Source organism: Vibrio sp. L3-7 (assembly GCF_963898195.1).
Lineage (GTDB): Bacteria > Pseudomonadota > Gammaproteobacteria > Enterobacterales > Vibrionaceae > Vibrio > Vibrio echinoideorum.
In genome coordinates, this window is the sequence record NZ_CAWQUW010000013.1 from 68,678 (window position 1) to 91,153 (window position 22,476).

19 protein-coding genes are annotated in these 22,476 nt (G+C 43.6%); 11 read left to right on the plus strand and 8 right to left on the minus strand.

The annotated features are described in order from the left end of the window. Positions 1-57 precede the first annotated feature (57 nt). Genes nrfD through nrfB form a run of 3 tightly spaced genes read right to left on the minus strand, consistent with a single transcriptional unit; the run spans position 58 to position 2,309 of the window. Positions 58-1,032, minus strand: a complete 975-nt coding sequence (gene nrfD, locus AACW75_RS12055) for a cytochrome c nitrite reductase subunit NrfD (RefSeq protein WP_145571223.1) — start codon at positions 1,030-1,032, stop codon at positions 58-60. A gap of 2 nt (positions 1,033-1,034) precedes the next feature. After that, positions 1,035-1,721 carry a cytochrome c nitrite reductase Fe-S protein gene (gene nrfC / locus AACW75_RS12060; RefSeq protein ID WP_135454698.1) on the minus strand — a complete coding sequence of 229 codons (687 nt, stop codon included), beginning with the start codon at positions 1,719-1,721 and terminating at the stop codon, positions 1,035-1,037. A gap of 3 nt (positions 1,722-1,724) precedes the next feature. Next, a complete protein-coding gene (gene nrfB / locus AACW75_RS12065; RefSeq protein ID WP_017072976.1) occupies positions 1,725-2,309 on the minus strand; it encodes a cytochrome c nitrite reductase pentaheme subunit in 585 nt (194 codons plus the stop codon). Positions 2,310-2,790: 481 nt separating this feature from the next. Here nrfB and nrfA point away from each other — a divergent pair, with 481 nt between their 5' ends. Continuing rightward, entirely contained in the window at positions 2,791-4,221 is a 1,431-nt protein-coding gene (gene nrfA / locus AACW75_RS12070; protein ID WP_186437205.1) for an ammonia-forming nitrite reductase cytochrome c552 subunit, read from the plus strand. A 140-nt stretch (positions 4,222-4,361) separates the two neighbouring features. Next, positions 4,362-4,706: a rhodanese-like domain-containing protein gene (locus tag AACW75_RS12075; RefSeq protein WP_017072978.1), complete on the plus strand. Its 345-nt coding sequence runs from the start codon at positions 4,362-4,364 to the stop codon at positions 4,704-4,706. Between the two features lie 61 nt (positions 4,707-4,767). Here the strand turns inward: AACW75_RS12075 and AACW75_RS12080 are convergent, their stop codons facing one another. Continuing rightward, complete coding sequence (locus AACW75_RS12080) at positions 4,768-5,397, minus strand: TPR domain-containing protein (protein ID WP_135454696.1); 630 nt, start codon at positions 5,395-5,397, stop codon at positions 4,768-4,770. 274 nt (positions 5,398-5,671) lie between these two features. After that, positions 5,672-8,359: a DNA gyrase subunit A gene (gene gyrA, locus AACW75_RS12085; protein WP_135454695.1), complete on the minus strand. Its 2,688-nt coding sequence runs from the start codon at positions 8,357-8,359 to the stop codon at positions 5,672-5,674. A gap of 258 nt (positions 8,360-8,617) precedes the next feature. Between gyrA and ubiG the strand changes: the two genes are divergently transcribed. The 4 genes from ubiG to yfaE all read left to right on the plus strand — a co-directional run bounded on the left by ubiG (position 8,618) and on the right by yfaE (position 13,667). Next, complete coding sequence (gene ubiG, locus AACW75_RS12090; RefSeq protein ID WP_017072981.1) at positions 8,618-9,361, plus strand: bifunctional 2-polyprenyl-6-hydroxyphenol methylase/3-demethylubiquinol 3-O-methyltransferase UbiG; 744 nt, start codon at positions 8,618-8,620, stop codon at positions 9,359-9,361. A gap of 508 nt (positions 9,362-9,869) precedes the next feature. Then, the gene (gene nrdA / locus AACW75_RS12095) at positions 9,870-12,152 is read left to right on the plus strand and encodes a class 1a ribonucleoside-diphosphate reductase subunit alpha (protein WP_017072982.1); all 2,283 of its coding nucleotides are present in this window, start codon (positions 9,870-9,872) and stop codon (positions 12,150-12,152) included. A gap of 103 nt (positions 12,153-12,255) precedes the next feature. Beyond that, positions 12,256-13,389, plus strand: a complete 1,134-nt coding sequence (gene nrdB, locus AACW75_RS12100) for a class Ia ribonucleoside-diphosphate reductase subunit beta (RefSeq protein ID WP_017072983.1) — start codon at positions 12,256-12,258, stop codon at positions 13,387-13,389. Further along, positions 13,389-13,667, plus strand: a complete 279-nt coding sequence (gene yfaE, locus AACW75_RS12105; RefSeq protein WP_017632068.1) for a class I ribonucleotide reductase maintenance protein YfaE — start codon at positions 13,389-13,391, stop codon at positions 13,665-13,667. The genes nrdB and yfaE overlap by 1 nt, the downstream gene beginning before the upstream one ends. Before the next feature lie 261 nt (positions 13,668-13,928). Here the strand turns inward: yfaE and napF are convergent, their stop codons facing one another. Together napF and AACW75_RS12115 are read right to left on the minus strand one after the other, a co-directional pair. Further along, positions 13,929-14,444, minus strand: a complete 516-nt coding sequence (gene napF / locus AACW75_RS12110; RefSeq protein WP_145571225.1) for a ferredoxin-type protein NapF — start codon at positions 14,442-14,444, stop codon at positions 13,929-13,931. Then, positions 14,444-15,010, minus strand: a complete 567-nt coding sequence (locus AACW75_RS12115; protein WP_145571227.1) for a TorD/DmsD family molecular chaperone — start codon at positions 15,008-15,010, stop codon at positions 14,444-14,446. The genes napF and AACW75_RS12115 overlap by 1 nt, the downstream gene beginning before the upstream one ends. A gap of 198 nt (positions 15,011-15,208) precedes the next feature. Here AACW75_RS12115 and AACW75_RS12120 point away from each other — a divergent pair, with 198 nt between their 5' ends. The 3 genes from AACW75_RS12120 to AACW75_RS12130 are packed head-to-tail and all read left to right on the plus strand — an operon-like array spanning position 15,209 to position 19,126. Further along, complete coding sequence (locus AACW75_RS12120; RefSeq protein ID WP_237297810.1) at positions 15,209-17,647, plus strand: DmsA/YnfE/YnfF family dimethyl sulfoxide reductase; 2,439 nt, start codon at positions 15,209-15,211, stop codon at positions 17,645-17,647. A gap of 11 nt (positions 17,648-17,658) precedes the next feature. After that, positions 17,659-18,279 carry a DMSO/selenate family reductase complex B subunit gene (locus AACW75_RS12125; protein ID WP_016789263.1) on the plus strand — a complete coding sequence of 207 codons (621 nt, stop codon included), beginning with the start codon at positions 17,659-17,661 and terminating at the stop codon, positions 18,277-18,279. 1 nt (position 18,280) lies between these two features. Beyond that, on the plus strand, positions 18,281-19,126 hold the full coding sequence (locus AACW75_RS12130) for a dimethyl sulfoxide reductase anchor subunit family protein (RefSeq protein WP_237297811.1): 846 nt from the start codon (positions 18,281-18,283) through the stop codon (positions 19,124-19,126). A 163-nt stretch (positions 19,127-19,289) separates the two neighbouring features. Here AACW75_RS12130 and AACW75_RS12135 read toward each other — a convergent pair whose 3' ends face one another. Then, positions 19,290-20,528 carry a CinA family nicotinamide mononucleotide deamidase-related protein gene (locus AACW75_RS12135; protein ID WP_237297812.1) on the minus strand — a complete coding sequence of 413 codons (1,239 nt, stop codon included), beginning with the start codon at positions 20,526-20,528 and terminating at the stop codon, positions 19,290-19,292. A gap of 209 nt (positions 20,529-20,737) precedes the next feature. On the opposite strand from AACW75_RS12135, the gene AACW75_RS12140 reads away from it, so the two are divergent. After that, complete coding sequence (locus AACW75_RS12140) at positions 20,738-21,649, plus strand: DUF3943 domain-containing protein (protein ID WP_237297813.1); 912 nt, start codon at positions 20,738-20,740, stop codon at positions 21,647-21,649. Between the two features lie 274 nt (positions 21,650-21,923). Beyond that, on the plus strand, positions 21,924-22,436 hold the full coding sequence (locus AACW75_RS12145) for a glycine cleavage system protein R (RefSeq protein WP_017072992.1): 513 nt from the start codon (positions 21,924-21,926) through the stop codon (positions 22,434-22,436). Positions 22,437-22,476: the final 40 nt, after the last annotated feature.

The following is a 22,476-nucleotide window of genomic DNA, read 5'->3' on the forward strand; positions in this document are numbered from 1 at the left end:
GCCAAGTAAGCAGATGCTCAGTATCCAACATCTACTTACTCATTAACTTGAGCTAAATTAAGCTATCGTTAGCTGCCCTGCATAAAGGACAAAAGTTCGTAGCATTAACACGCCCATCAGACTTAGCGAAGTCACGGAGAAAATATACACCGCGCTATGACGGATAGACGTTGGCATTACCGCATTTAGCAGCAATGGTAGAACCATACCGACACCGAGCACGCCATACCAGAACCAACTTGCCCAAAAACCACTGCCAATCGCGTTCCATACCGCTTGTTCACTTTGACCACCCGCGAAGATAAGCCCAGTGAAGAAAGTAATAAGAACAAACAGTTCAAACATCACAACCGGACGTTCAAATCCATGTATCCAAGAAATACTCGGGCTGTGTGGTGACTCTTTGAAGACCAATACACCAAACAAAATACACGCAGCCGCTCCCGAAGATAGACTCGAAAACAAGAATAAAATCGGCAAAACTGGGTTATTCAATAATGGGAAGGTATTTAAAGCTGAAAGCAAGAAGCCCGTATAAGCAGCAAGCATCAATGCGAGAACCGCTAAGAATATTTCCAAAGCATTCTCAAACACCTCTAACTTACCGATCCATTTTCCAACAAAGTCCAGGCGCCCTTTCAACCATGTTTGGTCATTCAAGAACACCACAATTTGATCTCTAAATATAATGCCGATCCAAAGGAACAAGATCACCATATACACTTGGAATAAGATCACCCCCATCGACATCACAGACGTTGGGTTATAAAAGATCATGATCTTCCAAAATGACAAGGGCTTAGTTAGATGGAAAACCAAGATCAACAGGCCTGCAATGATCCCAAACGGAGCAAGAAAAGCGGTAGCCTTTAATACACCATTATGAGCAGGATCACCTTCAATTACCTTTCTCTTAAGGTAAATGGAAATCATCACTGCACCGGCCGACATCCCTGCAAGAAATAGATAGATTGCAATAATCCAGTCCCATACCACCGTACCAGACTGAAAAGCTGTATCCCATGCACTCATAATCAAATCTCCCCTTTTTGGTGTGGCACTTTATAGAGTTTTGGTTGAGTGCCTAGATAGGCTTTATCTCTGTAAACCACCTCGGATTGAAGTACTTGGTTTATCTCACTCTCAGGGTCATTCAAATCGCCGAATGTCAGCGCTTTGGTTGGGCAAGATTCTACACAAGCAGGCAACTTCCCTTGCGCTAGATTGGTATCACGACAGAAGTTACATTTATCGGCTGATTTGTTCTCTGGATGGAAAAAGCGCACTTGATATGGACACGCTAACAAACAGTAACCACAGCCGACACACTTCTCTTTGTGGACATCAACAATGCCCGTTTTTTCATCTTTGTAAGCAGCACCTGTTGGGCAAACCATGACACACGGCGCGTTATCACAATGTTGGCAAGAGTTACGAGTAAAACGGTAATCAACATTTGGATATTCGCCTTGTGGCTCGCTCTTAATAATTTCTAAGCGCGATACACCTTCAGGCACATTGTTCACTTCACGACACGCTTCTGTACAAGCGGTACAACCAATACAAGCGGTTTCGTCATGAATCATTCCGTAACGCTTAACGCCATCTTCTTGGACATTGGCTAGCGTTTTACGACTTGTCACCGCCGCCGTTCCTGCAACACCGGTCGTAAAGATTACGGCACCTGCGCCCGCTAAAAAGTTTCTTCTTGAGCAGCTCATAGATTACTCCCCTTCTTTCTTCTGGTTGAAGTCTGAATGGCAATCCACACACAGCTTAATGGTTTGCTTTTTATCTAAGCCCAACACCTTCGCTTCGGTCGCATGAACATCGTGGCAATTTGAACAAGTTAAGTTTTGCGCGTGAACATCGTGAGTCCAGCTAGCTTCGCGGAGATCATCAGGTTTATGACAATCTACACATTGACTATTGGCATCTAGGATTAATTTAGGGTCTAAGAAAACCTTCTCGGTTCCAGGCTGTGATTGAGCCTCACGATACTTCACCACTTTAGGTGCACCTTCACGGTGATCGGGGCTAATAGAACTATGACAATCGGTACAATTTACTTCGCGGCCAAGCAAAGCGTGTGCACTTTCACCATGTGAACCCAATACCGTTTCTTTTGAATCTTTATGGCATTGAACACACTTGTAGTCTTTGTCACGGATTAATTCGACTTCATGTCTTGTTGATTCTCCTACTGGCGTAACAGCAGGCTCAGCAACAGCATGAATGGAATAACCATAGAGGCAGAATGCTAGAAGGGATTTAAGCATTATGACTATGGCCAATTTAATATTGCCCATTTTATCCTTTCCTTATACCGGCATTATTTAACTCTCAACTAAATAATATTCCGGTTAAACAAAAGTACCCTTAAACGATATTATTACCGTTTAAATGATATCAATTCTTATTTTGGATAAGCCACAACGCTTTCTATAATTAGAATATACCTCTAATGAGGTAATACGAAATTTGGATAGGTTAATGTGTGAACGCAATCACCCTATTTATGACATGGTCAATTTGGGTAATTGCTTGTTATATATGATAATAATTCTCACTTAAATTCTAAGAAACCTAACCACCAATACCCCTAAAGGGGTATATAAACTTCAACGTGATTGAAGTCACTACCATTAATTGATCTAAAACAAGCTATACCCAACACGTAACAAAATGTGTTTAGTTATGAATTAATATAAACAGGAATTCTCCAGTTCTTAATTTGAATAGCAAACTCACAACGCTTGGTATAAAAATCAGTATATTGGAGATATCACTGTGAAAAAGCATTGGATACGTAATTCAGTCACAGCACTATTAATGGTTAGCGCATCACTAGCAAGCGCGACCAGTTTTGCTGCGTCTGAACAAAAAGAAATTGGCGATCCTCGTAACGACCAGTTCGAGCAAAACCACCCTGATCAATATCATTCATGGAGACAAACGTCAGAAAGTGAAACTATTGAAGATGCGCTAAAAGAAGATCCGAACATGGTTATCATGTGGGCTGGCTATGGTTTTGCAAAAGATTACAACAAAGCACGTGGTCACTTTTATGCGATTGACGATGTACGACAAACGCTACGTACTGGCGGCCCAACGGACGAAAACTCTGGCCCGATGCCAATGGCATGCTGGAGCTGTAAAAGCCCAGATGTAGCACGTGTTATCGAAGAGCGCGGTGAAGACGGTTACTTTGAGGGCAAATGGGCTCGTTTAGGTAATGAAATTATTAACCCTATCGGTTGCTCTGATTGTCACGATACAAAAAGTGAAGGATTCAAAAACGGCGAACCAGCACTCAAAGTTACTCGCCCTTATGTTGAACGTGCATTTGAAACGATTGGTAAAAAGTTCGATGAACAAAGCCGTTTAGACCAACAAGCTTCTGTTTGTGCACAATGCCACGTGGAATACTATTTCACAGGGCCAACTAAAGGCGTGAAGTTCCCTTGGGACCAAGGTACAACCGTTGGCGACATGGAACGATACTACGATGCAATCAACTTTAAAGATTGGACGCATAAAGTATCGAAAGCACCAATGTTGAAAGCACAGCACCCAGGTTTCGAAACATGGCGCGAAGGCATTCATGGTAAAAACAAAGTCGTTTGTGCTGACTGTCATATGCCTAAAGTAACCAAAGAAGATGGCACTGTTTATACCGACCATAAAGTGGGTAACCCATTCGACCGCTTCGAAGATACGTGTGCAAACTGTCACACTCAATCGAAAGAAACCATGCGTAACATCGTTTCAAGCCGTAAAGCGCAAGTACTAAACATGAAGCTGACAGCAGAGAAACAAATCGTTGCTGCTCACTTTGAAGCAGGCGCAGCATGGGAAGCGGGTGCGACAGAGCAAGAGATGGAACCTATCTTAATCGATATCCGTCACGCTCAATGGCGTTGGGACTACGCTATTGCGTCTCACGGCATTCATATGCATGCACCTGAAATCGCTCTAGAAGTGCTAGGTACTGCCGTTGACCGCGCAGCGGATGCTCGAACTAAGATTGTTCGTCTACTGGCGAAGAAAGGCATCACCGATCCAATCGAGATTCCAGATATCTCGACAAAAGAAGCGGCTCAAAAAGCGCTTGGAATGGACATGGATAAGATGAACGCTGAGAAACAACACTTCTTAGACACCGTTGTTCCTCAATGGGAAGAGCAAGCTGAAAAGCGTGAAGCCAACTACGAATACTAGTTTCTTCAATTAGACCATTAAGTAAAAACCAGTCACACTATTGTAGTATGGCTGGTTTTTCTATTTTGAATCTTAAGCTTTTAACGCATTCAAATCGTGTCTACCTTCGAATACCCATTTACTCATTCAAGGAATTAAGAATGAAGACCTTACTTTCGCTTTCTGCACTGTGCATTACGTTGTTAAGTTCTGGAGTTTACGCTTCTGAACGTGCTGATATAGGTTGGGAGTTAATTGAAAAAGGGGCACTAGTGGTTGATGTAAGGACACCTGCCGAGTTCGCAAACGGACACCTAAGCAATGCCATTAACTACCCTCTTTCTGAAGTGGCTACTCACTTTGCTAACATCGAGAAAGACCAACCCATCGTTTTGTATTGCCGTAGTGGCAATCGCTCAGGACAAGCGTATCAGTTCTTGCGTGCACAAGGGTTTACTCAGATCCACAATGCTGGTGGCTTAATTGAAATGCAAGAAAGTAACTAGCGGTTAGCGGCTGAAGCTAACAGAATCTATCGACTAAAGATTACGACTCAATCCTCCAAGCTTAACGGATCATCTGCTTTGCTTGGTTGATCGAATGAATAATGGAAACACGATCGATCCCTTTTTGATTGGAATCGAGGATTTTAGTCCATGCATCGATCGCTAATTGATAACGCATACTGATGAAGTGATCGGTTGCAATCAACATTAATGCCGTACGATCATCAGGATCAAGCTGCATGGAGTGATCCAATAGCGCATTCACGTCATCGCTCATGGCTTGAGAACTGAGGTAATAAAGTGCCGTTGCTTTGGCAGCATAGAGGCCAGAAGGCGCTTGAGGATCTAAGCGAATAGCATAGTCGTAACAGGTAAACGCTGCATCAAACTCCCCTTTCTGCATATAGACACCACCAAGCTTGAACCATAAATCGGATTGATTCGGGTCTTGCTTAAGGCTCTGCTGAAGCTCGTCTTGGAAATCTGTTGCCGTGTAACCATCATTGTCATCAGAAGGTCGTTGAGGTGTGTCTTGTTTAAGTTGAGACCAAACCGTAACACTGAGAAACACTGCAATAAGTGATACGAGAATATTACCTTTGAGGTTACTGCTATTTTTACTCGCGGCAATAACAACCACAACTAAAAATAAGCTCATCAATATCAACGCTACAAGCAACCACATGTCCATCTCACTTCCCTTTTGTTTAGCTCTATCTGCTACTTTATCGTTTTTGTGTTATCTCGTTATTGATCAAAGTTTAGCGTTCGAGATTTAGTGCTCAAAGTTTCCCAAAACCAAGATCTAAGCACTAAGCACTAAGCACTAAGCACTAAGCACTAAGCACTAAGCACTAAGCACTAAGCAAAATGCTCGGAATAATAAAAAACGATAGGCAATAAAAAACCGAGCACTTAGGCTCGGTTTTTCCATTGGTAAACTTAATTACTTTACGTAATCGAGATTACTCAGTGTCTTGCTCGCTATCACTTTCAGAGTCAGAAGCATCGGATGCTTGCTCTTCACTTGATTCAGAAACAACTGTTCCTTCTGCATTAATAGTTTCAGCGTTTACTGCGTCAGCATTTGCTTCTTCAGTTTCTTCGCCTTCAACAATCTCAGCTTCTTCTACTTCGTCGATACGTTGTAGACCTACAACATTCTCGTCTTCAGCAGTACGAATCAGTGTTACACCTTGAGTGTTACGACCAACTTGGCTCACTTCCGCTACGCGAGTACGTACTAACGTACCTGCGTCGGTGATCATCATCATTTCATCGCCTTCTTCAACCTGAACAGCACCAACAACTGGGCCATTACGATCAGAGACTTTGATAGATACTACACCTTGCGTTGCACGGCCTTTCGTTGGGTATTCAGCCAGCTCAGTACGCTTACCGTAACCGTTTTGAGTCACAGTTAGGATATCGCCTTCGTTTGAAGGAACAATCAGTGAAACCACTTGATCGTCTTCTGGAAGCTTCATACCACGAACACCAGAGGCAGTACGACCCATTGGGCGCACTTTGTCCTCGTTGAAGCGAACAACTTTGCCCGACTTCGAGAACAGCATGATGTCACTATTACCATCAGTAATATCAACGCCAATCAGTGAATCATCGTCACGTAGGTTAACTGCGATTAAGCCGTTAGCACGTACGTTTGCAAATTGATCCAGTGATGTCTTCTTAACGGTACCGTCACCCGTCGCCATGAAGATGAACTTCTCGTTTGAGAATTCAGACACAGGCAGGATAGCCGTAATACGTTCACCATCTTCTAGAGGAAGAATGTTAACGATAGGCTTACCACGAGCTGTGCGGCTCGCTTGCGGTAGTTGATACACTTTCAGACGGTATGTTTTACCACGAGTAGAGAAACATAAGATGTTATCGTGAGTATTAGCAACAAGCAGACGCTCAATGTAATCCTCATCTTTCATCTTAGTCGCACTCTTACCTTTACCACCACGACGCTGAGCTTCGTAGTCGTTTAGGATTTGGTACTTAACGTAACCTGCGTTAGAAAGCGTTACTACAACGTCTTCTTGAGCAATAAGCTCTTCCATGTCGATATCATGAACTGCTGCTGTGATTTCTGTACGACGCTCGTCGCCATAGATTTCACGTACCGCTTCAAGTTCTTCACGGATAACTTCCATCAAACGCTCAGTGCTTGCAAGAATGTGCATTAGCTCAGCGATTTCTTCTAGAAGTGCTTTGTACTCGTCTAGAATCTTCTCGTGCTCAAGGCCAGTTAGGCGGTGAAGACGAAGTTCTAGAATAGCTTGTGCTTGAGTTTCCGTTAGGAAGTATTGGCCATCGCGGATGCCGTATTGATCTTCTAACCAATCTGGACGAGCCGCATCAGTACCTGCACGTTCAAGCATTGCTGCAACATTGCCCAATTCCCAGCCACGAGCAACAAGGCCAGCTTTCGCTTCTGCCGGTGTTGGTGCGTTTCGGATCAGTTCAATGATTTCATCAATGTTTGCAAGTGCTAGAGACAAGGCTTCAAGGATGTGTGCACGGTCGCGTGCTTTCTTCAATTCGAAGATAGTACGACGAGTTACAACTTCACGACGGTGATCAACAAAACACTTCAACATATCTTTAATGTTGAACAGCTGTGGTTGGCCGTTGTTCAGAGCAACCATGTTGATGCCGAAAGTCGTTTGCAGTTGAGTTTGTGAGTAAAGGTTGTTTAGAACAACTTCACCAACAGCATCACGCTTACATTCAATAACAATACGCATACCATCTTTATCAGATTCGTCACGTAGAGCACTGATGCCTTCAACTTTCTTGTCTTTTACAAGTTCTGCAATCTTCTCGATAAGACGAGCTTTGTTCACTTGATACGGAATTTCAGTAACGATAATAGTTTCTTTACCGTTCTTTTCCATTTCAATGTTGGCTCTCGAGCGCATGTAGACTTTGCCACGACCAGTCTTATATGCATCGACAATGCCCTTACGGCCACTGATTAATGCTGCTGTCGGGAAGTCAGGACCAGGGATGTAGTCCATTAGCTCATCAATAGTGATGTCTTCATTATTGATAAATGCTAAACAGCCATCAACAACTTCGCCAAGGTTATGCGGCGGGATGTTGGTAGCCATACCTACTGCGATACCAGAAGCACCGTTAACCAATAGGTTTGGTATTTTTGTTGGTAGAACTGCTGGTATTTGCTCGGTTCCATCATAGTTAGGAACGAAGTCAACCGTCTCTTTATCAAGATCCGTTAATAGCTCACCAGCTATTTTTGACATACGAACTTCGGTATAACGCATTGCCGCAGCTGAATCGCCGTCAACCGAACCAAAGTTACCTTGGCCATCGACTAACATATAGCGTAGTGAAAACGGCTGAGCCATACGAACAATTGACTCGTATACCGCACTATCACCGTGTGGGTGATATTTACCGATTACATCGCCTACTACACGAGCAGACTTTTTATATGATTTGTTCCAATCATTACCTAATACATTCATCGCGAACAAAACGCGGCGGTGTACTGGTTTTAGGCCATCACGCACATCTGGAAGGGCACGACCAACGATGACGGACATCGCGTAGTCTAGGTATGAACCTCTAAGCTCATCTTCAATATTTACGGGCGTGATCTCTTTCGCTAGATCGCTCATAGAGCCATTTTCCCTCTATAGTCAGATCGTATTTTTGAATACGCATAAGACCGAAAAATATAACACAAATTTACCTACGGAGGCATCACTTTCCCTCTCCTTTTACCATCTTGTGACCCTTGTAGCCAATCTATTGATGAGAAATTGCACCTCAGCATCATATCTTGCTGAAACATGGTCACTTTACACCCAATAAACTAGCAAAATTGTAGATCTTCTGGTCAGCAGGAAAAGGCAAGTTATAATGCCTGCAATTTCATGGATGCATTATTTAACTTGGAAATGCCGATTATGACTAAATCACAGAACGTAGACCCAGCAGAAATCAAAAAATTCGAAGACATGGCGTCGCGCTGGTGGGATCTAGAAGGCGAGTTTAAGCCACTACATCAAATCAATCCGCTGCGCTTAAATTACGTGCTAGAGAAAACCGAAGGCCTTTTTGGTAAGAAAGTCCTTGATGTAGGCTGCGGTGGTGGCATTTTGGCTGAAAGCATGGCTGTTGAAGGTGCGGCAGTGACCGGGCTAGATATGGGTAAAGAGCCCTTAGAAGTAGCGCGTCTCCATGCTCTTGAAACAGGCACCAAGCTAGATTACATCCAAAGCACGATTGAAGACCATGCCGAAGAGAACCCACAAGCTTACGATGTAGTTACCTGTATGGAGATGTTGGAGCATGTGCCAGATCCGCAATCTGTTATTACCGCTTGTTCAAAATTGGTAAAACCAGGTGGCCACGTTTTCTTCTCTACATTAAACCGTAATTTCAAATCTTACCTATTTGCGATTGTCGGAGCAGAAAAGCTATTGAAGATTGTCCCTGAAGGTACTCACGATCATGAAAAATTCATTCGTCCTGCAGAACTTATCAAGATGGTCGATAACACGCCTCTACAAGAATTAGGCATCACTGGGCTTCACTATAACCCACTGACAGACACCTACCGTTTAGGTCGTAGTGTAGAAGTTAATTACATCGTGCATACGCAAAACTTCGCTTAAATAAATCAGCTCTCCTGCTGTAAAATCTTTTCAAAAAAAAGACGAATGAAAAAGGTTGCAATTAACATAAGTTTGCGACTTTTTTCAGTCTAAATTTCGTGCGCTAGCTTCCATTTTGAGCACCTCGTTTTAAATTTAATCACCCAAAATCCTTCGCCCGTTTTACTCAAAGATCAAGGGATTTTTTTTTATGGGCGTGCAAAAATAAAGCATCATTAAAAGCCGACTTTTATACAATCAAGTCACATCTATCTTCATCAGTTAGTGGTCACTTACAGTTTTTTTTCAATTCACCACTTATCCACAAGTACTCCCATTTCTTTACCTTGAAAAATATCAGTTGTAGCACTATCTTGTAACCCAACAAACAAATGACCCCTATATGTAGTGTTTGAGCTACAATATATGGGTAGACCAAGATCACAAAGCCGAAACGTAATTTACACAAATTACACAGAAATACACAAAAACACGGCCTTGTTCAGTTTTGTTAGGGAAATTAAGCAGAATGAACCAACAACTTACTGTTACCAAGCGTAACGGACGTAAAGAAACCATCGATTTAGAGAAAATCCATCGCGTGATCACATGGGCAGCTGAAGGCTTGCACAATGTTTCTGTATCACAAGTAGAATTGAAAGCTCACATTCAGTTTTACGATGGCATCACCACTACTGACATTCATGAAACTATCATCAAGTCAGCGGCGGATTTAATCTCTGAAGAGACTCCTGATTACCAATATCTAGCAGCTCGCCTGTCAGTATTCCACCTACGTAAAAAAGCGTACGGTGAATACGAGCCACCAGCTCTTTATGACCACGTTGCAAAACTGGTTGATATGGGTAAATACGATAGCCACCTGATGGAAGACTATACGAAAGCTGAATTCGAAGAGCTTGACGCGTACATCGACCACAAGCGTGACTTAAACTTTTCTTACGCGGCGGTTAAGCAGCTTGAAGGTAAATACTTCGTGCAGAACCGTGTAACAAAAGAAATCTACGAGAGTGCTCAGTTCCTTTATATCCTAGTTGCTGCGTGTTTATTCGGTAAATACCCGAAATCAACTCGTCTGGATTACATCAAACGTTTTTACGATGCCTCGTCTACGTTTAAGATTTCTCTACCTACACCAATTATGTCTGGTGTACGTACGCCTACTCGTCAATTCAGTTCTTGTGTACTAATTGAATGTGGTGACAGCCTAGATTCTATCAACGCAACAGCAAGCTCTATTGTTCGTTATGTATCTCAACGTGCTGGTATTGGTATCAACGCAGGCCGTATTCGTGCGCTTGGTTCTGAAATCCGTAATGGTGAAGCGTTCCACACTGGCTGTATCCCTTTCTACAAATACTTCCAAACAGCAGTGAAATGTTGTTCTCAAGGTGGTGTTCGTGGCGGTGCAGCAACGGTATTCTACCCATTATGGCACGGTGAAGTTCAGTCTCTATTGGTTCTGAAAAACAACCGTGGTGTTGAAGAGAACCGTGTTCGTCACATGGATTATGGCGTACAGCTGAACAAGCTTATGTACTCTCGCCTAGTTCAAGGTGGCAACATCAGCCTGTTCTCTCCTTCTGACGTACCTGGCCTTTACGACGCGTTCTTCGAAAACCAAGACCGTTTTGAAGCGCTTTACGTTAAGTATGAAAACGATCCATCAGTGAAGCGTGAAACCGTTAAAGCGGTTGAGCTATTCTCTTTGCTAATGCAAGAGCGTGCTTCTACTGGTCGTATCTACATTCAGAACGTAGACCACTGTAATACACACAGCCCGTTTGATTCTGAAGTAGCACCTGTTCGTCAATCGAACCTATGTCTAGAAATCGCGCTACCAACTAAGCCGCTTTCTAACGTAGAAGATGACGAAGGTGAGATTGCACTATGTACGCTATCTGCGTTCAACCTAGGTGCAATCAACGAGCTAGACGACTTGGCTGAGCTTTCTGAATTGGTTGTTCGTGCACTTGATGCACTGCTTGATTACCAAGACTACCCACTTCCAGCAGCACGTAAGTCGACAATGAACCGTCGTACTCTAGGTGTGGGTGTAATCAACTACGCATACTACCTAGCAAAAAATGGTGTTAAGTACTCTGATGGCAGCGCAAATAGCCTGACTCACCGTACTTTTGAAGCAATTCAATATCACCTGCTAAAAGCGTCTGTTGAACTAGCGAAAGAGCAAGGCCGTTGCCCATCTTTCCACGAGACCAACTACGCGAAAGGCCTACTGCCAATCGATACTTATAAAAAAGATATCGACTTAGTATGTGAAGAGCCACTGCACTACGATTGGGATACGCTACGTGAAGAGATCATGGAGCACGGTCTGCGTAACTCTACGCTAACAGCGCTTATGCCTTCTGAGACTTCGTCTCAAATCTCGAACGCAACTAACGGTATCGAGCCACCACGTGGTTACGTATCAGTGAAAGCGTCGAAAGACGGCATCCTAAAGCAAGTTGTTCCTGATTTCCTAAACCTTAAAGAGAATTACGAGCTACTTTGGAACATTGGTTCGAACGATGGTTACCTTCACTTAGTGGGTATCATGCAAAAATTCGTTGACCAAGCTATCTCTGCAAACACTAACTATGATCCAAGTGGTTACGAAAGCGGCAAGGTTCCAATGAAACAACTGCTTAAAGACTTGCTAACAGCGTACAAATACGGTGTTAAGACGCTTTACTACCATAACACTCGTGATGGTGCTAAAGACGACCAAGGCGATGCAGTTCAAGTGCCTGAAGAAGATTGTGAAGGCGGCGGTTGTAAGATCTAAACCGCAATAAACATTAAGACCCCAGAGAAGTTATCTTCTCTGGGTTTAAAGCATTAACAGGGTCCGTTTTTACTGCGGATCTTTTGAAGGATTTGAGGCATTTATGGCTTACAGTACTTTTTCTCAACAAAAAAATGACCAATTAAAAGAACCAATGTTCTTAGGTCAGTCGGTAAACGTTGCACGTTACGACCAACAGAAATTCGAAATCTTCGAAAAGTTGATCGAAAAGCAGCTTTCTTTCTTCTGGCGCCCAGAAGAAGTAGATGTGTCTAGCGACCGTATCGACTACAACAAGCTTCCTGAGCATGAAAAGCACATCTTCATCTCTAACTTGAAGTACCAAACACTTCTAGATTCTATCCAAGGCCGCAGCCCTAACGTTGCCCTACTTCCTTTGGTATCACTGCCAGAAGTTGAAACTTGGATTGAGACATGGTCATTCTCTGAAACGATTCACTCTCGTTCATACACGCACATCATCCGTAACATCGTGAATGATCCAGGCGTAGTATTTGACGACATCGTTGAAAACGAAGAGATCCTGAAGCGAGCGAAAGACATCGCGTTTTACTACGATGACCTAATCAAGCTAACCGCTGACTACCACCGTTACGGTGAAGGCAATCACAGCATCAATGGCGAAAACGTTAAAATTTCACTTCACGACCTGAAGAAGAAACTTTACGTATGTCTAATGTCTGTAAACGCACTGGAAGCGATTCGTTTCTACGTGAGCTTTGCATGTTCATTCGCATTCGCTGAACGTGAGCTAATGGAAGGTAATGCTAAGATCATCAAGCTAATCGCTCGTGATGAAGCACTTCACCTTACTGGCACACAGCACATGATCAACTTGCTACGTAACGGTCAAGATGATTTCGAATTCATGCAGATCGCTGAAGAGTGTAAGCAAGAATGTTTCGACCTGTTCAAAGAAGCAGCAGAGCAAGAAAAAGAGTGGGCAGAATACCTATTCAAAGATGGCTCTATGATTGGTCTGAACAAAGATATTCTTTGCCAATACGTTGAATACATTACGAACATCCGTATGCAAGCGGTTGGTCTAGGTACAGCTTACCCAGAAGCAACATCGAACCCAATCCCATGGATTAACGCATGGTTATCTTCAGATAACGTGCAGGTTGCTCCGCAAGAAGCTGAAATCAGTTCTTACCTAGTTGGTCAAATCGACAACGAAGTAAAAGCTGATGACTTTGAAGGATTTGAGCTGTAATGCCAACAATCAAAATCAACAAGCTGACTTCGATTGAATCTAACCCGTCGAATACTCTATTGGAAACAATGGAACAAGCGGGCTTAGAACCAGAATACAACTGCCGAGATGGGCACTGTGGCGCTTGTCGTTGCACGTTGGATTCAGGTGAAGTTGAGTACGTTGGTTTTGCTATGGCTTACACACAAGGTGATGAAATTTTGCCATGCATCTGCAAAGCAAAAACCGATTTGTCGCTGAGTAACGTGATTCACAGAAGTAAGCAGAAACGCGCCTAACCCATTCGGCATAAGTTCGCTTGCTTGGTTTTATTTTGTTTGGTTTCACTTTAGATAAAATCACGTAAGTTCAAACGCTTTATTTTTGAAACGCTTTAGGTTTAAAGCAACGCTTCTTCAAAGATAACAAGTATTAAAAAGGGTCCGCCTTCTCTAGGAATGCGGACCCTTTTTCTATTCATGTCTTTAGGCCTCTGACACCAACTCACCTATAACCCAATCTAAGTCTTACTGTTAGCCCTCTGCCACCAAGCCAGACGTTTACTGCTGAGTCAGGTTCAGAGTCACGGAGCCAATATAACAAGCACTTCGGCACTCTCCACAACCATTACACTTATCTTGAGCTACCACAGGCAGCTCCCCAACTTCGATATGTATAGCACCCGCTGAACAAGCGGTCTGGCACGCATTGCAATCCATTTGCATGTAGTTGTTACAGCTATCAGCAAAGCTAGGCTTAAGGTCGATATAGGGCGTGACCGTTTGATGAAGTGCGCCAGTCAGGCATACTTCGCTGCACTTATCACACAACGAACAACTGTTGTAATCTAAGTTCAGCAGCGCACTGCCCTCTAGCATCTCAATAACGCTATTCGGACACACTTGCTCGCACAAACTACAACCGTCGCAAAGGCGCTCAAACAGCACCTCATCGACAGCTCTTGGCGGCCTTGCATGTAGGCGCGGTGATTTCTCTTCATAACTCGCGGCGGCTTTAACCGGTTTAGAGAGCCGAGTTAAGAAACCGCGCCTATTTGAATTTATTTGTTCAGACATCAATCGATATATAAGTTTTTATTAACAACGTTTAAATGACATTCAGATGTTAATTTATTAAGCCAATCAATTGCATCGCTTGATAGATTTTTATAAAAAGATAACTCTGACGCAGAATGTAATTTTTCTAAATAGACAGAAGACCAAGTTAATAAATGCAACTCAAGTAATTCACGGGCTGAATCAATATTGTTATTTTCTAACAAATACGCATGAGCGAATAACATTAAACCAAATTGATCTTCTGGCTCTCTTAAGCCTGTATCTAACTCAATATGATTCAATTCTAAAAACTGTCGATATTCCACAGTCGATACGCCAAACACCACACGGTCTTTATCTAGGTAGACAGAGCCCCAAGGCGGAGCTGGCATATCCCCAACGCCTTCAAACAGTCGGCTAAACTCTGCAGTAAGCATATCTTCCTGTTCATTTTGAAGTGCCAACAAGCAATCTTCTGATAATACTTGGTTCTCTACTAAAGCCTGAACAATATCTATTAACTGTTCTTTATTTGTTGCTTGATAAAATAATGAACCGAGCAATTTATGCGTATCAATAATCATTCTTATTTATACCGTAATTGGTTTAACGATAATTATATAAATACGGCAGTTAAATTCTTTGATCTATTTTATACATTCGATTCATAACATTTAAATTTCGAACTTATTTGATACCAGTCAATCAACATTTAAAAATAGAAACAAATAAACAAAACTACCTATAAAGTGTTATCCATCAATAACAATAGGCATCTTAGAATGACGAATAAGAAAGAATCTGGGGTAATGAATCTTACTCGAAGAGGCTTCATGAAAGCTTCTTCTGCGGTAGGTAGTGCAGCCGCACTCGCAGGCGGTATCGCTTTACCTTTCAAATCCAAGCCAGTAGCGGCTGCGGTTGCTGAGAGTGTGGATGAGAAAATCGTATGGAGTGCATGTACAGTAAACTGTGGCTCTCGCTGCCCGTTACGTATGCATGTACAAAACGGTGAAATCAAATACGTAGAAACAGACAACACAGGTACTGACGAATACGGTCATCACCAAGTTCGAGCTTGTCTACGTGGTCGTTCTATGCGACGCCGTGTTTACAACCCAGATCGCCTGAAATACCCAATGAAACGCATTGGCAAACGTGGTGAAGGTAAATTCAAACGTATTAGCTGGGAAGAAGCTTACGACGAAATTGCTGGTACGATGCAACGCCTTATCAAAGACTACGGCAACGATACCATTTACCTAAATTACGGTACTGGTACGCTTGGTGGTACAGTGACTAGATCTTGGCCACCCGCACAAACATTGATTGCACGCTTGATGAACCTAAGTGGTGGTTACCTAAACCATTACGGTGACTACTCAACGGCACAAATCGCGAAAGGCTTGAGCTACACCTACGGTGGTTGGGCAAACAACAACTCTTTCTCTGACTTAGAAAATACGAAACTTAATGTCCAGTTTGGTAACAACCCTGCTGAAACACGTATGTCTGGCGGCGGTTTGATCCACCACTACGTTGAAAGTAAAAACAAGTCGAACGCAAGAACGATCATCATCGATCCACGTTACACAGATACTGCTGGTGGCCGTGAAGACCAATGGATCCCAATTCGCCCGTCTACTGATGCTGCTTTGGTTGCGGGCCTAGCACACGTGATGATCACGGAAGACCTTGTCGACCAACCGTTCCTAGACAAATATTGTGTCGGTTACGATGAGAAGACACTTCCTGCATCAGCGCCTAAAAACAGCGACTACAAATCTTACATCCTAGGTTTAGGTGAAGATGGCGTAGTGAAGACACCTGAATGGGCATCAAAAATCACGGGTATTCCAGTGGATACCATCGTTAAACTTGGCCGTGAAATGGGCACAGCAAAACCGTGTGCTATTCACCAAGGTTGGGGATTACAACGCACAGCGAACGGTGAGCTAGCTTGTCGTGCAATCGCAATGCTGTCACTACTGACAGGTTCAGTTGGCGTATCTGGTGGTTCTACTGGCGCTCGTGAAAGTGACATCAACATTCCATTTGTTCGCTTCCCTACCGTGCCAAACCCAGTTGAAACTTCCATTTCAATGTTTATGTGGACCGACGCTATTTACCGTCACGACGAAATGACCGACGTAACTGATGGTGTTCGCGGTGCTGAGCGCCTTGAGAACCCAATCAAGATGATCTGGAACTACGCGGGCAACTGTCTTATTAACCAGCACTCAGACATCAATAAAACTCACGCTATTCTTCAAGATGAAAGTGCGTGTGAAATGATTGTTGTGGTCGATAACCACATGACGTCTTCTGCGAAATACGCTGACATCATCCTGCCTGATTTAACAACATCAGAGCAAGACGACTGGTGTATGGATGGTAAAGCGGCGAACATGCCTTACTTCATCTTCGCGCAGAAAGCGATCGAGCCTCAGTTCGAAGCGAAATCTATCTATGAAATGTGCTCTCAATTAGCGAAGCGCATGGGCGTGGAAAAAGAGTTCACTGAGGGCCGTACACAAGAGCAATGGGTTGAACACCTTTACGCTGAAACTCGTAAGAACGACCCAACACTTCCAACTTTCGAAGAAATGAAACAGCTGGGTATCTACAAACGTAGCTACGACCACCACTACATCGCTTACGAAGACTTCCGTAACGATCCAGAAGCGAACCCACTGACAACACCAAGTGGCAAGATCGAGATCTATTCTGAGCAGTTAGCTGATATCGCTAAGACTTGGAAATTGAAAGAAGACGAAGTGATTCACCCGCTTCCAATTTACGCGGATTCTTTTGAAGGCCACAACGACCCACTAGCAGAGAAGTACCCACTTCAGCTAACGGGTTTCCACTACAAGGCGCGCACCCACTCAACTTATGGCAACGTTGCAGAAATAAAAGCAGCGGCACCGCAAGAGTTGTGGATCAACCCAATAGATGCTCAAGAGCGCGGTATTAAAAATGGCGACATGGTCAGCATTTTCAACGACCGTGGCGAAGTTCATATTCCAGCAAAAGTGACACCAAGGATCCTTCCTCGAGTTGTCGCACTAGGTGAAGGTGCATGGTATGCACCAGATGGTCAGAAGATCGACCATGCGGGCTCTATTAATGTGCTGACCACTCAGCGCCCGAGTCCACTTGCTAAGGGTAATCCTCAGCATACAAACCTAGTACAAATCAAAGCGCTAAATAAAGCATAAGGTAGGTTGGAATGAAACAATACGGCTTTTACATTGATTCAAGTAAATGCACGGGTTGTAAAACCTGTCAGCTTGCTTGTAAAGATTATAACGATCTAGACATCAAAACGAATTACCGCCGCGTATACGAATACGCCGGTGGTGGCTTCACCCAAGATGGCGACACCTGGGTACAGAAAGATGTCTTTTCTTACTACCTTTCTATTGCGTGTAACCACTGTACTAACCCTGCGTGTGTGAAAGTTTGCCCATCAGGTGCCATGCACAAACGTGACGAAGATGGCTTGGTTGTGGTTGACGAGAGTGTGTGTATTGGTTGTCAGCACTGCAGCAATGCGTGTCCTTACGGCGCACCGCAATACAACGCTAAAAAAGGTCATATGACCAAATGCGACGGTTGTTACCAGCGCGTTTCGGAAGGCAAACAACCTATCTGTGTTGAATCTTGCCCACTTCGTGCATTGGAGTTTGGTGAGATCAATACACTTCGTGAGAAGTACGGCTCTGGTGCAGATGTAGCACCACTGCCATCTTCAAATGAAACGCTGCCAAACATCGTGATTAAGCTGAACAAAAACGCGAAGCCTACTGGCGATACCAGTGGTCACCTAGCAAACCCGAAGGAGGTGTAAGATGATTTTTCATGAGTGGTCTTTGATCTTCTTTACGGTGCTGGCGCAAACTGCAGTGGGTGGTTACTTACTTATTGGCGCACGCGCGCTGGTACTTGGGCATGACGAAGAGAAACTAAACAGCTACAAGGTTCCAATGTTCATTCTTTGGGCATTAATGGGTCTTGGTTTCATGTTCTCGACAACGCACCTTGGTTCTCCGCTGCGCGCGTTTAACGCCTTTAACCAGCTAGGTTCTGCTTGGTTGTCTAACGAAGTATTCTTCGGTGCGGCATTCTTCGCAATAGGCGGCCTGCAATGGCTACTGTCTGTGCTTAAGAAAGGTGGCGTTGCCATCCAAAAAGCACTGATGGTTGCAGCTATGGTGCTGGGCGCTATCTTCATGTACGCGATGATTAACGTATACATGATCAACACAGTACCAACATGGGACAACATCTACACACCACTGAGCTTCATCATGACGATGGTTGTGGGCGGCTTGCTGCTATCTCAGTTCGTGATTGTATTCGCAAACGACAGTCGTTTTACAGTTGACCGCAACATCACCATGCTGGCTGTTATCGCAGTTGCTATCAGCTTGCTTGTGACAGTAGGAAAACTGAACCTAATCGGTGACATTCAAACTTCAGCGGCAAAAGCATCTGAGTTGGTTGACGGTTTAGGCAGCTATGTGATTCTTCAAGTGGCATTGCTGATGGCAAGCTTACTAGTTTGGATTCTACCTATGCTGAACAAAGCAAAAGTGAACCCAGTAAACCTGGGCTTAGCATTGGTACTGTTCTTAGCTTCAGAACTCATTGGCCGTGGTTTGTTCTACAGTCTACATATGACAAGCGGTTTGTAGTCACGCATTACGTGTAAACATCGCAGCTTGTCTGGTTATCTAGAAGGCTAGATAAACAAAAGGCCCAACACCTATTTAGATGTTGGGCCTTTTTATTTGTTCTGACTTAACCTGAGTTCAAGAGGTCTTGGCTCAAGAGAACTTGATTAGTTACAAAAGCTGCTTACTTGATGATCGCCGAAGGGATAAACATATCTTTCACTCGTTTTAGTGAAGAGTAATCACCAAACATCGGCTTGTTATCTAAATGCCTTCTCAACATATCTGCCGCAACGGTTTTGATAATGGTACGCGCGTCTTCTCGATTATATTGGCGATAGAACTCAAGTACTTGGCCCCACTCACCCGCTTCGCTCGACAACGCAATACTGAATGTGTTGCCTTCCAACTTACCGGTCACCAAGGCTAATTCAGTACCGCACTTTTCTCTTGTTGCGCCAGCCAGTGCAAAGGTTGCGGCTAATGGATCGCTTTTTTCGAGTTCACCCTCTTTTGGTTCTGCCATGACCCAAGAATGCCCAAAACAATCTTCAACCTGCTCATTCGATTGCAGCCAAGCCGACAGCGCACCTTTGGTCGACACTTCCGATACTGATAAGGTCTTCTTTCTCTCAGCCATAATATGACCAATATGATCAATCATCGGCTCGTCAACACTTACCACGTTACTTTCTAACAGTTTGTAAACCATCTGCATTAACTTAACGCGAGTTTCTAACCCAGATTTTGGCCCAAACAGCTTCACCTCAATAAATGGCAAGTAAGAACGGTAGCCTAGCTCATAGCCTTCAGGAAGCTTTAATTGGTCCAGAACGTCAGAGATGCCTGACTCAGATAAACCAAACGTAAACAGTCGGCTGCATTCAGACGCAACCACTTGAGGATAAGTGCGCGACAGATCAGGAAGAATCTCAAACATCACCATACGCTTAAACTCACTCGGCACACCCGGCGTGAAATAGAAAGTCGCATCGTTGATTTGTAGTTTGAAGCCGCAAGCTGTACCTACAGGGTTATCAACAATCTCTGAGCTAGCTGGTAACAGCGCTTGCTTGAGGTTGCTGTCAGGCATCGGCATACCACGTCCAGAAAACATCTCTTCCATACGAGTAAGCCATTCAGGAAACATAACCAACCTCTGTTCTGAAGCAGCAGCAGCGGCCGCAGCACTCATATCATCAGTTGTCGGTCCCAAACCACCGTTGACGATAACCACATCATAGTTAAAGCTCAGCATCAAAAGTTCTTCGATCAGAGCATTCATTTGGTCACCCACAGTTGAACGTTTAGCCAGAGCAAAACCATGCTGGTAAAACTCAGCAGACATCCAAGCTGCGTTTGTGTCTACAATGTCTCCATGAAGAACTTCTTCACCGGTGCTTAACATTGCGATTTTCGTCATATTTCTATCCCTTGTAGTCATAAAAAGACACTGCATTATTTACAAACTGGTCTATGGTTGAATTTGAGACATTTCGCCTTTTCACAAATATTAATAATGTTAAATCTAAGGTTTTATTAGGAAAAGCGATAAATTATTAGTTCCCTAAATCAGGCATTTAATAGATAATTGTGACCCTGATCAATTCTTAACATCTCATGGAGACCCTTGTGGCCAAATCACCGTTATTAATGAAGGTTACTGCTGCATTTTCAATGCTAATGTCAGTTAACTCGGTTGCAAGCCAATACGACTTCGACCAGCCAATCAACCTTTCTTACTCGGATGAATGTGCTCAAGACTACTGTGTTAATGAAAACTTGTACACCTACAAGCCTAGCAAGAACTATGCACTAAGCGAATCAAGTGATCAGTACGATCTCTCGATCGACAAACAACCTATCTATCTTACCGTTAGCGATGGCAAAGATTGGGACTACCTTATGGGTCAAACCTACACCATTCTTGGTTTAAGTGTCGCAACGGTTGGTCTAATGACTATGCTACCTGAAAGCATCACTAAGTGGGATGATGACCAACGTGATATCAGTGCGCTAGGTAAGAAGTGGAAGGACAATGTTTCTGAAGGCCCTGTATGGGACCGTGACGAACACTTCCTGAACTATGTCATGCACCCATACTTTGGTGGTGTTTACTACACCGCAGCTCGACACGCTGGTTACGATGAATTTGAGTCTTTCTTGTACTCTTGGACCATGTCTACATTCTTCTGGGAATACGGTGTAGAAGCATTTGCTGAAGTACCGTCTTGGCAAGATCTCTTCATCACTCCATTCTTCGGTGCTGTTGTCGGTGAATTGATGCTAGAAGCGGAGCAAGATATTGTCTCTTCTGGTGGCGAAGTGATGGGCTCTCAAACTATGGGTGATGTGTCTCTATTCTTCCTAAACCCTGTTGGCCATATCCATTATTGGGTAAGTGATGCTTGGGGTGGTGACGCAGAAGTTAACCTGAATACTAACCCTTGGTGGGATAACCAAGATGCCGCTCGATTCGCCTACGATGCTGGTGCACGATATGATTCTCAGTTTGTTGGTATGAACTTCAAAGTAACCTTCTAAACCAACTTCTACGTTATTTGCTAAGTTGTTTACTCGTTGCTTGATAAGCTTCTGAATCACAAATAACAGCGATAACTCTTCTAAAAAGCGGCTCTCTAGCCGCTTTTTTTGTGCCCTACTCTTCATTCTCTTTTTTTGCCCCGCAGCTTAGTTTCAAAAATTGACGTAGGTCAAACATTGTTCGATGTAAACTTCTACACTGAAATTAAAGAACTTTATCGCGTGATATCAAACATTTAATTAGCAACGATTAATTGAGACTTTGGGGGCTGATATGAACAGTACATTTATCGTAAATTTCATCGGAAAAGCATCACCAGCAACAATCAAGCAACTTGCTGCGGTTACTCACGAAAACGACGGGAAATGGCTCATCAGTAAAGTTAACTTTATTGAAGACCAAGTCGCAGGCGTATTAAAAGTTCAACTTCCAGCCATTAACGAATCGGTAGTGAAAGACGCCTTTAGCGCCAACGCCGACCTCATTGTACAGTTTGTCGATTCAGACCATATACATAATGTTCAAGATACAATACACCACTTACGACTCGACTCTAACGACCGAGCAGGCATCGTCAACGAAGTGACACATGTCCTAGATAGGCAAGGTATCAGCATTCTCGATATGGATTGCCACCGAGTCTTCATCGCCGGTGGTGGTGGCGTTAGCTCAAGCCTATTTACGTCCAAGATCGCTGTTAAACTACCAATTGAAGTTCTAATAGATGACGTGGTCAATGAACTAGAAACCCTCAGCGAAGATACTCGTGTGATTATTGAGAGTTAAACGAATCACACTTAACGGTTAGAACAAGAAAACAAAAAGA

Coding starts and splice junctions, on each gene's coding strand:
- nrfD (WP_145571223.1), bottom strand. CDS start 1,032: ATGAGTGCATGGGATACAGCTTTTCAGTCTGGTACGGTGGTATGGGAC.
- nrfC (WP_135454698.1), bottom strand. CDS start 1,721: ATGAGCTGCTCAAGAAGAAACTTTTTAGCGGGCGCAGGTGCCGTAATC.
- nrfB (WP_017072976.1), bottom strand. CDS start 2,309: ATGGGCAATATTAAATTGGCCATAGTCATAATGCTTAAATCCCTTCTA.
- AACW75_RS12075 (WP_017072978.1), top strand. CDS start 4,362: ATGAAGACCTTACTTTCGCTTTCTGCACTGTGCATTACGTTGTTAAGT.
- AACW75_RS12080 (WP_135454696.1), bottom strand. CDS start 5,397: ATGGACATGTGGTTGCTTGTAGCGTTGATATTGATGAGCTTATTTTTA.
- gyrA (WP_135454695.1), bottom strand. CDS start 8,359: ATGAGCGATCTAGCGAAAGAGATCACGCCCGTAAATATTGAAGATGAG.
- ubiG (WP_017072981.1), top strand. CDS start 8,618: ATGGATGCATTATTTAACTTGGAAATGCCGATTATGACTAAATCACAG.
- nrdA (WP_017072982.1), top strand. CDS start 9,870: ATGAACCAACAACTTACTGTTACCAAGCGTAACGGACGTAAAGAAACC.
- nrdB (WP_017072983.1), top strand. CDS start 12,256: ATGGCTTACAGTACTTTTTCTCAACAAAAAAATGACCAATTAAAAGAA.
- yfaE (WP_017632068.1), top strand. CDS start 13,389: ATGCCAACAATCAAAATCAACAAGCTGACTTCGATTGAATCTAACCCG.
- napF (WP_145571225.1), bottom strand. CDS start 14,444: ATGTCTGAACAAATAAATTCAAATAGGCGCGGTTTCTTAACTCGGCTC.
- AACW75_RS12115 (WP_145571227.1), bottom strand. CDS start 15,010: ATGATTATTGATACGCATAAATTGCTCGGTTCATTATTTTATCAAGCA.
- AACW75_RS12120 (WP_237297810.1), top strand. CDS start 15,209: ATGACGAATAAGAAAGAATCTGGGGTAATGAATCTTACTCGAAGAGGC.
- AACW75_RS12125 (WP_016789263.1), top strand. CDS start 17,659: ATGAAACAATACGGCTTTTACATTGATTCAAGTAAATGCACGGGTTGT.
- AACW75_RS12130 (WP_237297811.1), top strand. CDS start 18,281: ATGATTTTTCATGAGTGGTCTTTGATCTTCTTTACGGTGCTGGCGCAA.
- AACW75_RS12135 (WP_237297812.1), bottom strand. CDS start 20,528: ATGACGAAAATCGCAATGTTAAGCACCGGTGAAGAAGTTCTTCATGGA.
- AACW75_RS12145 (WP_017072992.1), top strand. CDS start 21,924: ATGAACAGTACATTTATCGTAAATTTCATCGGAAAAGCATCACCAGCA.